Source organism: Pontibacter sp. HSC-14F20, assembly GCF_019599265.1.
Lineage (GTDB): Bacteria > Bacteroidota > Bacteroidia > Cytophagales > Hymenobacteraceae > Pontibacter.
The window spans coordinates 152,888-165,067 of sequence record NZ_JAHZTC010000003.1 but is presented as its reverse complement, the minus strand read 5'-3'; the positions used below and the strand labels follow the sequence as shown (position 1 = coordinate 165,067).

Below are 12,180 nucleotides of genomic sequence, written 5' to 3'. Positions count from 1 at the left end.
TTGAAATACGAAAGCTTTCATGCTTTGGCTATTGTGAAACGGACTTGGCCATGAGGCGGCGGAGCTGCGTAAAGGTGTTGTTGTACAAATTTGTTCTTATACTTCTGCTAGTCTGTTTTGATAACCTAACGCCTTAATTCTGCTTTGTATCTCTTTATCTATTTTCACTCTTGAAGTATAAAAGCCGAATGTTTGCAATGATTCTGGTATTCGCTTCTCAACTAAACTGTCAAAGTCAAGTCCAGTCTTATAAATCCATAACCTTCTGAGTCTTTCTAATTTCTTTAATCCGTCCAAAAGGGAGAAGGACTTGCAATTCAGAATAGCTACTTCTTCAAGATGATGAAGCGTCTTGTCAAAGACCAGTTCAGTTAGCTGAATCTGGTCTTCAATTCGGAGCCTCTTTAGCTTTCTAAAGCGGGTAATGTTCTTTAACTCATTGAAGCCTCTTACTCGTATGATTTCAAGTTCTTCAATCTCGTTGGCTTCAATTTCATTGATATCGCTTCTACCTCCCAATATCAATTTCAGAGTCTTTAGCTTTTTTAAGTTATTTACAAAGCCGATAGGTGATTTGCTTATTGAGTTTAGTGATAGGTATTCCAAGTTGTTAAGCTCACCGATTGCTCCAATGTTTTTGGTGTGACTGCAACAAATCAGGTACTTAAGGTTTTGATACTCTCTCAGGTATTCTAAGTTCAAGGCTTTAGTCCTTGTGTCAGAAAGCAATAGCTTTTGAAGTGACTTTAAATTTTCAGAATTTAAGATTTCAGTCTCTTTTAGCTCAAAGAAACCAAGGCTGAGGGTATGAAGATGCTTCAGTTTTGTTAAGAAAGCCAAGTTCTTTGCATGGTAAAGGCAATCCACAAACAGGGACTTCACATCTGGCAGCTTTTCAAGAATTTGGCAGTCAAAGTATCCATTATCTTCATAATGCCCATAGAACCTAATCTCGAGTAGCTCGCTATTCCTTGCGCACAGCACATTAAGCTCAGCAAGAAGCTTGTCATCATAGACTCTTTCTGAAAACTGAATGACAACAGTTTTACCATCACTCAAGTCAGATTCTATTGAGTTGGTATCGAAAGAGGCTGGATTATGTATCCTGTTAAAGAGTATCATTTAATTTTGTACTACTAATGTATAGCAGGAGTACCTATTCCCACTATCTGTACTATGAATGGCATTACTGTACACATTTCATCCTCGATCATCTTGCAATGGATTGGGCGAAAATCACCCAGTCAGTTTAGCATTGTTTCAGACTTCATCCAAACGCTTTTACCGGGTTAGGCTCTTAAAATCACTGTGGTTGTGCCACACTTTGCCGGGGCAGGTTAGCGTGCTTTTTTTGCTGGCGATACAGGTATAGTTCAGCAAGCAGCCAAAGCCCAACCAAGGTATACTCCAGCGCTACAAGCCAGAGGTTTTCGGTATAGTCGCTGGTGCGGTAGGCGGAGTAGCTGAAAATAGCCAGGCAGCTCCAAACCACTGCATAACGGAAATGGCTCAGAGTGGTAAGGGCAACCAGTGTGGTGATGTACCAGGGGTGCACCGTGGTGGCCAGCAGCAGGTATATGGTGAGGGCTGCCGCCATGTAACCGGCCAGTCTGCGCACGGAGCCCAGTTTTTTCACCGCTGCCATCGACAAAATAACGACCAGTGCCGCCAGCGAGAGCAAAGGACCGATCACGGCAATCTGGTTATAACCTGTCAAGCGGTAGCCCAGCCAGCGGAGCAGGTAGTAGATACTGGCATTGAACTCAAACCGCTGAAAATACAGATCGATGCTTTGCCAGATGTTGCGCAGCACCTCCAGCGAAAGCAACGGCAGAAAAAGCAGCACTAATACAACTACCATCACTACTCCGAAGCCGATAAAGCGCTTCAGGCCAAACTTTCGCCACACAAAAGGCAGGAACATCAGAGGCAACAGCTTACTGGCAATGGCCAAAGCAAACGGCACTGCCGCAATAAGATATCGCTGGAAATGCAATTGGTAGAGGGTGAGCAGCAGGAAAAAAATCAGCAGCGCCTCCATGTGCAGGTTGCCGGTCAACTCAAGTATCACCAACGGGTTGAGGGCGTAAATATGCACGTAGCGGTCGGGCAGGGCCATGCGGCGCAGAAGGCGCAGCAAAAGCAGGATGGAGCCAGTCTCCGCAAGCAGAATAATAACCCGCATCACGAGCATACTCCCCGTCAGGCTTTCAGGGGAAAGCGCCGCTGCCAGCCAGAAAACACCCTGCAGTACCGGTGGGTATAAGGTATAGTAGTTCGGTGAATTGAGCTGCACAAACAGTTCTGCCGTGAGGCCAGGTATAGCCATTGCCTCTTTACCCACAAACTGCGAAGGCAGGTATAGGAAGGGGTTTTCACCAGCCAGCAACAGTCGCCCGTCCCACACAAAACGGAAGTAATCGTCGGACAGCGCAGGTATAGCAAACAGGAACAGCAATCTGAAAAACAGACCGGCCCCGATGCCGTGCCATACGTTCAGCTTCTGGTTTGTGACATAAGCATATATACCGAAAGCCAGTAAAGTGAGCAGGAGCAACTGTGTGAAGTTCTCGCGTGGCGTCGCGTAGCCTAGTGCCAGGTATACCAAGGCAGATATTCCCAGCAAGGAATAAGTTGCAATGTGCTTTCGGGCGAGGGTCATGCGCGGCGGCTGTGGTTGAGCGAGTATACGAAAACGGAGCCAAAACCGAGCATCAGCATTACATGGAACGGCATCAGACCATAATCCTGCAACCGAAATCCTACCAGGATACCGTACCCGAAATAAACTGTCAGCAACCCCTCCAGCAAGGTAACCGGATGGAGACTGGTGATGGCGTAGGCGTGCTGGCGCCAGGAGTCGCGGCGGTTCTGCAAGTTGTGCTTAGGTGTTCGGATAAAGGGCGTCTTACGGCCCAGGTAGCCTTCCAGTACCGCCACCGTGTTGTGCAGCGACATCCCCATCGAAAGAGACAAAAACAGGAAAAACTCAGGTATAAAGCGCTTGGTGGTGAGCCATGCCGAGCCAGTTTGCTGATACCGGGATGTCCAGTAAAAAACCAGCAGAGCCAGCAGACTGATGATCAGAAGGGAGCCGAGTGCAAAAAGGAGTTCAAGTCCCGGCACGCCGTGTTTCAGGTATAGCATCGGTGTGCTGAGCAGGGCCGTGAGCAGCACGCAGACAAATATGCTGCTGTTGAGCAAATGGAAAACTGCGTGTAGTCGGGTAGAAAGCGGCATGGGAGTTTGCAGCACTTTGCCCAAGTGTTTGCGAGCAGTTTCGGCAGCGCCTTTGGTCCAGCGGTATTGCTGCGACTTGAGCGCTCCCATGGCAGCCGGAAGTTCGGCGGGAGCGTTCACGTCCTGCAGGTAACGGAATTGCCAGCCCCGTAACTGGGCGCGGTAACTCAGGTCCAGGTCTTCGGTCAGCGTGTCGGACTGCCAGCCGCCGGCGTCAATGATACAGCTTTTGCGCCATACTCCAGCCGTACCATTGAAATTGATAAAGTGCCCGCCGCTGTTGCGCCCAACCTGCTCTATTGTAAAGTGTGCATCCAGCCCAAAGGCCTGCAGTCGGGTGAGCAGCGAGTAGTCTCGGTTCAGGTGACCCCAACGGGTTTGTACCACGCCCACCTTTTCATGATCAAAAGCAGGGATGGTGCGCTTCAGAAAGTCAGGTTGCGGAACGAAGTCGGCATCGAAAATGGCAATGAACTCCCCGGTAGCTTGCTGCAAACCATACTGCAGGGCACCCGCTTTGTAACCATTTCGGTCAGGGCGCCGCACGTGCTCCAGGCGCAGGCCGGTGCTGGCATAGCTATCAAACTTTTGCCGGATCAGCTCGCTTGTATCATCAGTGGAGTCATCGAGCAGCTGAATCTGCAGCAAATGAAGGGGGTAGTCGAGGGCGGCCACAGCGTCAATCAGGCGCTCTACCACATAGCGTTCGTTGTAAAGCGGGAGTTGAACTGTTACCGCTGGCCAGGTATAGCTTTCGTCAGGTATAGCCTCCGGAGCAGGCATCGTTTTCCGGCGGGTCCAGAAGAGGTAAGTGAGGTGCAGCTGCACCAGGCTGTAGGAGAATATAAAGGCCAGACAAAGACCATACACGGCAACAAGAAGAAGCTGAGGGATTGTCATGTGGTGGCGCTGGTTAAGGCTACAGGAGCTTAAATATAGTCAATAAAATTTTATACCCGGCCAGCACGGAGCCTTTGACCGTACCCGATACCTTGGACACGCCGATGCGCTTACGGTAGTTTACGGGCACCTCCGCATACCTGATCTTCTGCTTCGCCGCCCGCGCCTGCATCTCCACGGTCCAGCCATAATTTCGGTCGCGCATGCCTAGCTGCTGCAGGGTGCTGAACCGGATGGCCCGGAAAGGTCCCAGATCGGTATACCGGACGCCATAGAGCCAGCGCAGCAACGTAGTAGCCAGCCAGTTGCCGAAGATCTGCTGTGGCATCAGCGAGCCTGCTTCCCGCTGTCCCAACACCCGCGAACCAATTACCAGATCGGCTTTTCCGTCCAGAATGGGCTGCACCACCTGCGGCAGTTCACCCGGGTAGTCTGAGTAGTCACCGTCCAGAAAAACGATGATGTCGGGTTGCTCCTGTGCGGGCTTGGCGGCAGCGTAGGCTATACCTTTCAGGCAGGCGTTGCCATACCCGGGACGGGGCTCGTGGAGCACGGTGGCGCCCGCTGCCCGGGCAGCTTCTGAGGTGTTGTCCGATGAGTTGTTGTTTACCACGATCACTTCCTGTACCAGTTTGGCAGGTATGTCCTTGATAACGTGTGCGATCGATTTTTCTTCGTTGTAGGCAGGTATAATGACGGAGATTCGGAACATGGTGCAAATTTGTGCAAAAAAAATATGCTAAGCTATGTAGGATCAGGTATAGCTTTTGTGGGAATAAGAATATTACCTTTGCGGATTGAACCTTTCGGCAATCGGAAGGCTTTTAGAGATTAGCACTTTTTTATATTATGGGTAGAGATGTAGTTAAGATTGGAGACAAAGCTCCTGATTTTGAATTGCAGCGATTGGATGGTGGCTTTTTCCGGCTTTACGATTTGTTGAAGACGAAAAACGTAGTGCTGTACTTCTACCCGAAGGACAGTTCAACCGATTGTACCAAACAAGCCTGTGAGTTCAGGGATCACTACGAAACGTTTAAGGAACTGGGTACCGAGGTCGTGTGCATCAGCTACGACAAGGCCGATGCCCACAAACGCTTCGAGCGGATGTATCGGCTGCCTTTTACGTTGCTGAGCGATTGCGACGCCCAGATCCGGAATTTGTATGGTGTGCCGCGCAAGTTCGGCATCATGCCGGGCCGTTCCATCTATGTGATCGACAAAAAAAGGGAAGTGCAGTATGTGTTCAACTCGCTTTCAAAGCCGGCTGAGCACGTGCAGCAGGTACTGGATGTGTTATACGACATCAACCACGATAACGTGGCCCAGTACGTCTAAAATTTGTAAAACCTTATAAATGCTAAGGCCCGGTGTTATTCGCCACCGGGCCTTTGCTATGGTATAGCTTTATTATAGGTATAGCTTCTTATTCGAAGATCAGCTCCAGTTTCCTGTCATTGTGAAACTCCAGGCTCAAAAAGCCGCTCTGCTTGTTATACAGAATGCGCTTCAGGTTGGTCACCTTGCTGGCATCGTTGTTAAGCACTTCGTATACATCGTTATACACCACACCATTTACCTCCACAGCAGGGTAGGCAGGCTGGGTATGGTTTAGTTTGTACTCCCCGAGCTTATCCACGGCTAGCGACACTTCCAGGCTATTTTCGCGCTTTAAGAAAAAGGTCATGATGCCTGGGTTATTGCTGGTGCTTGTGCTTGTGCTTGTGCTACTCCTTGCAATGTCTTGCATGACACTGTAAGCCTGTATATCAAAATGGCCGATGCAGTTATCAGAAATATTATAGCCTTCGCCGGGTACATGGTCGGCTACCAGCGCGGTGTTGGCATAGGTTACGGTGTCGCCTATCTCGTTTAGAAAGCGGACGGTGTCATCCCGTTCATAAACAAGCCATTCTACATCTTTTTCATCAAATTGGGTGGTGGTAGTTTCGCATTCTTTGCAAGAGGTAAAAAGCAGGGTTGCGAGTATAAATACGCCTGCCAGTTTAATACTTTGTGTCATTAGGGTGAATTTTGTTTGTAATGGTAAATTGTTCCTTTGTGTCAGGTATAGCTATACCTATAGGTAGGAGTCAATTTGGGGGGGAAGCGTTGCAAGCAGTTGCAAAAATAATTGTTGTAACTTAATTCAGAGGCTTAGGGTGTGGGGGGAAGCCGCGTAAGGGTACGTTTATTCAGATAGGCAACCTGCAGAAAGCCATACTCGCGGTTGAACAGGATGCGACTTACCCCAGTCGCGCTACTGTCGGGATTAACGACATCGTACACATCGCTGTAAATCACACCCTCGAGTGGGTAAGTAGCATGATCCGGCGTGTCGATATTCGGGATCGGAAGTTCTGCTTTGCCGGCTACTACCAGGCTCACGCGAATAGAGTCGGGCATGCGCACAGCTATCACTGTTAAGGCCGGAAAACGTCGGTCGCTGTGCTGCATTACGCTGGTACGGCGGGTATAGTACTGCTCAATGCAGACATCAGCCGGACCAAAACCATCGCCAGGTATAGGATCGGAGTTAACACGGGTATTCACAAACACGCGAATGGAGTCTGGTGTTGTGCCATTGTCAACCATTTCGAGGGTGTCGCCGGAGTTATAAACGGTCCAGTTGCTGTCGCCGTTTTCAAACTGGGCCACTGTAGTTTCGCAGTCGTTGCAGGAGCTGAGCGAAAAGGAGGCCCCGAACAGCGACAGGTATAGGAGTAAGCGAATTGACTTCATAGGTATGTAGGCTATACTGCAAATTAACGAACTTAATCCGTTTGATAGTGTAGAAAACGCAGATTAGTGCCATGAGGCAGGTATAAAATGAAAACAGCCGGGTATAAACCCGGCTGCTGTTCAACTAAACATCATCATATCACTTACTCGCGCACCCTTACCCAGACAGGTTCTGGTTTCGGTGCCGGTCTGATCATCAGCCAGAGCACTACGCCCAGCAGGGTACCCGTCAGAAAAGTCGGAATAATTACCAGCCATCCCATCACACCGCGGCTTTCTGCATCGTGGTAGGTCCATACCAGCATAAAGATCACCAGCAAAGAATAAACAGTAAAAGTTAGAAAAAAGAACAAACTAGCTATATCTGGCAAATACGTTTCCATTATCGAAGATTTAAGTAACACAAAATGAGAACTATAAGCCCCATGTTATTTAAACCCGGATAGCTGCTGTTTTGTTTATAACAATTTCAATACAATGATATGAATATGAGTTATATGGAAATGGTATATTGTATTTATCTGGTTGATCAGGTATAAAAAGAAGAAAATGCCAGTATCAGGTATATACCTTTCTGCTTGTGAAAGACCAATTACTAAGGCTGCTGAAGCTTGTATTGTTGTATGATCCTGCTCAGAATATCTGTGAGGTAGCTTCCGCTATGCGGCCCGTAAAAATTCATGGACCGGGTTTCATACTTCTTCATTTGATAGTGCTGGTCAGGTGTGATATACCCGATGTACCCGCCATTGAACCCGGTCACGACCACAGGTAAATCCCGTTGCTCAAGCAGAGGCAATAGCTCGCCCGAATAATCAGCCGGAACGCCCAAAAGCACCGCCTCGCCCAACTGCATACTATTGATATAAGCAGGATATTTGCCGAACAGCCGGTTAAACAGGAAAGGGGCAAAGCGATAGTTGGTATGCAGGCGCCACTGTGGCTTGGGGAGCAGCAATGAATGCCTGGCATAGCCAAGGCGGGCCGTTTGGGTCAGTTCAACTGCCGGGAGCTTCTCCAATATGGCTGCCGCCAGTTCCTGCCCCACGGCAGCTGTGCTCTCATACGTATCGCCATGCGGTGCCATCACAGCCTGACTACCCACCGCACCAGCCGCAAAAGCAGCAAAGTCCACACTTTTTTCCAGCTGGTCTACCAATTCTCCCGGATAGTCACGCGAAAGCACCGCATCCATGGAAGGAAGAATGGTGGGGTGTGCTGCAAAAGTAGCCAGGACGGCCGTTTTACAGGAATCCTGTTCTATTTTGAAGAAGCGGATGGTGGTATCTCTACCAGTTAAGGAGCCCGTCAGACGATTGCGAACTAAGTGAGGGGCATAGGCTTTACTATAACCGATTTGGGAGGGCTGCTTGTTTTGCCGGGCCAGCTGTATACACTGTACGATATGAGCGGTGGTCTGCTGCACCAGCTGCTTGCTATACCTGCCTGCCATTAGTTTTCCCACCAACTTCTGTCCCCAGCCCCCGAAACTGCTATGCGTGTGGGTTGCACTCAGGTATACCTGCCCGGGACTCAAGCCTAAGGCTGCATATTCCTTCTCCAATGCAGCAGCGACTGTCATGGGAGCAATGAGCATATCGAGTGCGACGAAAATAACTTCTGTCTGGCCGTTGTCAAACGCGAATGTGCGCACCCACACCGAGTCGTGCACGGCGCTATACCTGAGCCCTTTGCGTTTGCCATAGCCCGCCAACGGACTACCAACAGGTGGGGTGATGTTCACTTTAGCCCAGCCAACCTGCAGCGAATCGTTTTTACTCGCAACTGGAGGTTGCTTTTCGAGCTCCTGCAGGGTATGGTGGTAGTAGTCGGTCTGTGCATACGGCGTGTGGTCGATGCGCTGCACTACACAGCTCTGCATCGTGCAAAGCAGCAGACTGAGCAGCACCCACAGGCGGAATGTATTATGTATCGGGAATCTCAAGCCTGCGAAGGTATAAAAATATTTAGCAAACAGTGTGACAGCCAATTAGGGTCTCAGGTCAATTTACAAGCGTCAGATGTTTCGCTTTCAGGCAATATCGTTTAAATTTGACGTTCCTTAGGCAAACAGGTATACCTTAAGACCGGGGAAATGTGCGGGAGAATCAGGAAGGGCTGAGTTTATACCTTCCGCTGTGCTTTTTTCCGCCTTACAGTCAGATTATTCTTTACCCAAATACATGGAATTAAACGTTGACCATTTAATCAAGATTGCCACCGAGCTTTCCATCACCATTAAGCAGGTGGAAGCCACGGCAACCTTGCTGGACGAAGGCGCCACTGTGCCTTTCATTTCCCGTTACCGAAAAGAAGCCACCGGCTCGCTCGACGAAGTACAGGTTGCCGCCGTGCGCGATCGTCTGGAACAGTTGCGTGAGCTCGACAAGCGCCGCGAAAGCATCCTTAAATCTATAAGAGATCAGGAAAAGCTGACGCCGGAGCTGGAAGCGCGCATCATGGCTGCTGAGACCATGGCCGTGCTCGAAGACATCTACCTGCCCTACAAACCGAAGCGCCGTACCCGTGCCACTATCGCCCGCGAAAAAGGACTGGAGCCACTGGCGCAGCGTCTGTTTGAGCAGGAAAACATAGACGTGACTGCTGAGGCCGCTCAATACATATCCGAAGAGAAAGAGGTAAAAGATGCCGAGGAAGCCTTAGCCGGTGCCCGCGATATTATGGCCGAATGGATGAACGAGAATGCTGAGGCTCGTGCCACCATGCGCCAGCTTTTCGAGAAGAAAGGCACTTTCAAGAGCCGTGTGATGATGGGCAAGGAAGAAGAAGGACAGAAGTTCAAAGACTATTTTGAGTGGGAAGAACCGATCGAGAAAGCTCCTTCGCACCGCATATTGGCAATGCGCCGCGGCGAAACCGAAATGGTACTGCTGCTCAGTGCCCAGCCAGACGAAGAAGAAGCCCTTGAGCGACTGGAGCGCATGTTCGTGAAAGGCAACAATGCCGCTGCGCAACAAGTGAAGCTAGCTGCTAAAGATTGCTATAAGCGCATGCTCAAGCTGAGCATGGAAACGGAAGTGCGCCTGACCTCAAAGAAACGTGCCGATGAAGAAGCGATCCGTGTATTTGCCGACAACCTGCGCCAACTGCTCCTCTCTTCGCCGCTTGGTCAAAAAACCGTGCTGGCGCTTGATCCGGGCTTCAGAACCGGCGTAAAATCGGTGGTGCTGGATAAGCAGGGCAAGCTGCTGCACAACGAAACGATCTACCCGCACACCGGTCAGCATAAGGAAAGTGAAGCGGCACAGGCCGTCAGGTATATGGTGACCCGTTTTGAGGTAGAAGCCATTGCCATTGGCAACGGTACCGCCAGCCGCGAAACAGAGGCCTTCGTGAAAAGTCTGAAACTGCCGGCTTCGGTGCAGGTAGTGATGGTGAACGAAAGCGGCGCTTCTATTTATTCTGCCTCTGACGTAGCGCGTGAAGAGTTTCCTGATCAGGATGTGACGGTGCGCGGAGCCGTTTCCATCGGTCGTCGCCTGATGGACCCCTTGGCTGAACTCGTGAAAATTGATCCAAAGTCGATAGGGGTTGGGCAATACCAGCACGACGTAGACCAGACCGCCTTGAAGCACTCTTTGGATGACGTGGTGATGAGCTGTGTGAACGCCGTAGGTGTGGAAGTGAACACGGCCAGCAAGCAGTTGCTGACTTATGTGTCGGGTCTGGGGCCATCGCTGGCGCAGAACATTGTAGACTACCGCAACCAAAACGGACCGTTTAGTACACGTGCTGAACTCAAGAAAGTGCCGCGCTTAGGCGATAAGGCCTTTGAACAGGCAGCAGGCTTCCTGCGTATTCGCAGCGCCAAAAACCCGCTCGACGCCTCTGCCGTGCACACGGAAAGTTACCCGATTGTAGAGCAGATGGCCAAAGACCTGGGCGTGAGTGTGCAGGAGCTGATTCAGAAAGAAGACCTGCGCAAGCAGATCAACCTGAAAAACTATGTGACTGATACCGTAGGTTTGCCAACTCTACAAGATATCATCAGCGAACTTGCCAAGCCGGGTCGTGACCCGCGCCAGACCTTTGAAGCCTTTAGCTTTACGGAAGGCATCAACGAGATGAAAGACCTGCGAGAAGGTATGAAACTGCCGGGTCTCGTGACCAATATCACTGCTTTCGGTGCCTTTGTGGACATTGGGGTGCATCAGGACGGACTGGTTCACGTAAGCCACCTGTCAGACCGCTTCATAACGAACCCGCATGATGTGGTGAAGGTTGGGCAGAAGGTAGAGGTAACCGTGCTGGAAGTGGACGTGCCGCGCAAGCGCATTTCCTTGAGCATGAAAGGCGATCCGGCTGCAGCAAGACCAGCTGGAGGTGGTGGCAAGAAAGGTGGTGCCAAGCGCGAAGAGGAGCCAATGAATGATTTTGCAGCCAAACTGGCTATGCTGAAAGGCAAGTTTAAATAAGCTATACCTTGTAACAACTATCTTAAAAGCCTCGGTAAACGCCGGGGCTTTTTTGTGCCGTGTCCTTCCTTTTATTTATCATATAAGTGCGGCATAATATCTCGGAAGAAGATTGTCTGCAATTAATGGATAAACATTAGTTCTGCGATATATTTTGTAATGCGAATATTTATGGTGTGTTTTGCGCACATTTTAACCAAACATTTTTATGAAAATCAAATTTTTACTTTCGCTGCTATTTGCTGTAGGTATAGGATTTACGACAATGGCGCAATCTGTTTCTTTCGGACCACGTGTAGGCGCTACTTTCTCAAAGATCAGCCTTTCAGATGGAGAGGGAGACGAAATGGAGGATGAGCTGAAGTATACTCCAGGTTTACAAGTAGGTGCAGTAGCCAATTTTGGAGTAAGTGAGTTGCTTTCGATTCAGCCAGAGCTTCTTTTCACTCAGAAGGGCTACAAAATTGGTGACAGTGATGCCTACATCAAAGGTACCAGCAATTACATAGAGGTACCTGTGCTCGCTAAAATTACTTTTGGTTCAGAGCAGGTAAAAGGCTTTGTAACAGGTGGCCCAACTGCAGGTTACTGGATCAGTGGCAAAACATCCATGAAAATTGCGAGTACCGAAGCCAGTGAGAGCTACGAATTTGAGGACGAAGATAATAGAGTGGAACTGGGCGCAAGCTTTGGCGTGGGCTTGGCTTACAATCTTGGTGCAGGAGCTCTTAACCTAGACGTGCGCTACGGATTAGGCTTATCTAGCCTTTATGAAGTAGAATCTGGTGAAAGCAAATCCAGAAACCGCGTACTAGGCGTTTCTGTAGCTTACCTGTTCGGAAAATAGTCATTCCAATTTCAG

At 49.7% G+C, this 12,180-nt stretch carries 11 protein-coding genes; 3 read left to right on the top strand and 8 right to left on the bottom strand.

Annotation, left to right across the window (positions count from 1 at the left end; all coding sequences use genetic code 11):
* Positions 1-96 precede the first annotated feature (96 nt).
* From K3G39_RS04605 to K3G39_RS04590, 4 genes are all read right to left on the bottom strand, one after another.
* Positions 97-1,122 (bottom strand): hypothetical protein, encoded by a 1,026-nt coding sequence (locus K3G39_RS04605; protein ID WP_220624999.1) that lies wholly within the window; start codon positions 1,120-1,122, stop codon positions 97-99.
* A 181-nt stretch (positions 1,123-1,303) separates the two neighbouring features.
* Complete coding sequence (locus tag K3G39_RS04600) at positions 1,304-2,662, bottom strand: hypothetical protein (RefSeq protein WP_220624998.1); 1,359 nt, start codon at positions 2,660-2,662, stop codon at positions 1,304-1,306.
* Positions 2,659-4,140 (bottom strand): cellulose synthase family protein, encoded by a 1,482-nt coding sequence (locus tag K3G39_RS04595; RefSeq protein ID WP_220624997.1) that lies wholly within the window; start codon positions 4,138-4,140, stop codon positions 2,659-2,661. Before K3G39_RS04595 ends, K3G39_RS04600 begins: the two co-directional genes overlap by 4 nt.
* A gap of 19 nt (positions 4,141-4,159) precedes the next feature.
* Positions 4,160-4,852 carry a glycosyltransferase family 2 protein gene (locus tag K3G39_RS04590; protein WP_220624996.1) on the bottom strand — a complete coding sequence of 231 codons (693 nt, stop codon included), beginning with the start codon at positions 4,850-4,852 and terminating at the stop codon, positions 4,160-4,162.
* Between the two features lie 137 nt (positions 4,853-4,989).
* Between K3G39_RS04590 and K3G39_RS04585 the strand changes: the two genes are divergently transcribed.
* On the top strand, positions 4,990-5,478 hold the full coding sequence (locus tag K3G39_RS04585) for a peroxiredoxin (protein ID WP_220624995.1): 489 nt from the start codon (positions 4,990-4,992) through the stop codon (positions 5,476-5,478).
* Positions 5,479-5,566: 88 nt separating this feature from the next.
* Here K3G39_RS04585 and K3G39_RS04580 read toward each other — a convergent pair whose 3' ends face one another.
* From K3G39_RS04580 to K3G39_RS04565, 4 genes are all read right to left on the bottom strand, one after another.
* Positions 5,567-6,163, bottom strand: coding sequence for a hypothetical protein (locus K3G39_RS04580; RefSeq protein ID WP_255593975.1), 597 nt, complete (start codon positions 6,161-6,163; stop codon positions 5,567-5,569).
* Positions 6,164-6,297: 134 nt separating this feature from the next.
* Positions 6,298-6,882 carry a hypothetical protein gene (locus K3G39_RS04575; RefSeq protein ID WP_255593974.1) on the bottom strand — a complete coding sequence of 195 codons (585 nt, stop codon included), beginning with the start codon at positions 6,880-6,882 and terminating at the stop codon, positions 6,298-6,300.
* A 143-nt stretch (positions 6,883-7,025) separates the two neighbouring features.
* On the bottom strand, positions 7,026-7,265 hold the full coding sequence (locus tag K3G39_RS04570) for a hypothetical protein (protein WP_220624994.1): 240 nt from the start codon (positions 7,263-7,265) through the stop codon (positions 7,026-7,028).
* Between the two features lie 212 nt (positions 7,266-7,477).
* Positions 7,478-8,827, bottom strand: coding sequence for a neutral/alkaline non-lysosomal ceramidase N-terminal domain-containing protein (locus K3G39_RS04565; RefSeq protein WP_220624993.1), 1,350 nt, complete (start codon positions 8,825-8,827; stop codon positions 7,478-7,480).
* Positions 8,828-9,065: 238 nt separating this feature from the next.
* On the opposite strand from K3G39_RS04565, the gene K3G39_RS04560 reads away from it, so the two are divergent.
* Together K3G39_RS04560 and K3G39_RS04555 are read left to right on the top strand one after the other, a co-directional pair.
* On the top strand, positions 9,066-11,318 hold the full coding sequence (locus tag K3G39_RS04560; protein WP_220624992.1) for a Tex family protein: 2,253 nt from the start codon (positions 9,066-9,068) through the stop codon (positions 11,316-11,318).
* Between the two features lie 208 nt (positions 11,319-11,526).
* A complete protein-coding gene (locus K3G39_RS04555) occupies positions 11,527-12,165 on the top strand; it encodes a porin family protein (RefSeq protein ID WP_220624991.1) in 639 nt (212 codons plus the stop codon).
* The last annotated feature ends 15 nt before the right edge of the window (positions 12,166-12,180 follow it).

Excerpts from the sequence above, each read along its gene's own strand:
- K3G39_RS04605 (WP_220624999.1), bottom strand. The coding sequence starts at position 1,122 with ATGATACTCTTTAACAGGATACATAATCCAGCCTCTTTCGATACCAAC.
- K3G39_RS04600 (WP_220624998.1), bottom strand. The coding sequence starts at position 2,662 with ATGACCCTCGCCCGAAAGCACATTGCAACTTATTCCTTGCTGGGAATA.
- K3G39_RS04595 (WP_220624997.1), bottom strand. The coding sequence starts at position 4,140 with ATGACAATCCCTCAGCTTCTTCTTGTTGCCGTGTATGGTCTTTGTCTG.
- K3G39_RS04590 (WP_220624996.1), bottom strand. The coding sequence starts at position 4,852 with ATGTTCCGAATCTCCGTCATTATACCTGCCTACAACGAAGAAAAATCG.
- K3G39_RS04585 (WP_220624995.1), top strand. The coding sequence starts at position 4,990 with ATGGGTAGAGATGTAGTTAAGATTGGAGACAAAGCTCCTGATTTTGAA.
- K3G39_RS04580 (WP_255593975.1), bottom strand. The coding sequence starts at position 6,163 with ATGACACAAAGTATTAAACTGGCAGGCGTATTTATACTCGCAACCCTG.
- K3G39_RS04575 (WP_255593974.1), bottom strand. The coding sequence starts at position 6,882 with ATGAAGTCAATTCGCTTACTCCTATACCTGTCGCTGTTCGGGGCCTCC.
- K3G39_RS04570 (WP_220624994.1), bottom strand. The coding sequence starts at position 7,265 with ATGGAAACGTATTTGCCAGATATAGCTAGTTTGTTCTTTTTTCTAACT.
- K3G39_RS04560 (WP_220624992.1), top strand. The coding sequence starts at position 9,066 with ATGGAATTAAACGTTGACCATTTAATCAAGATTGCCACCGAGCTTTCC.
- K3G39_RS04555 (WP_220624991.1), top strand. The coding sequence starts at position 11,527 with ATGAAAATCAAATTTTTACTTTCGCTGCTATTTGCTGTAGGTATAGGA.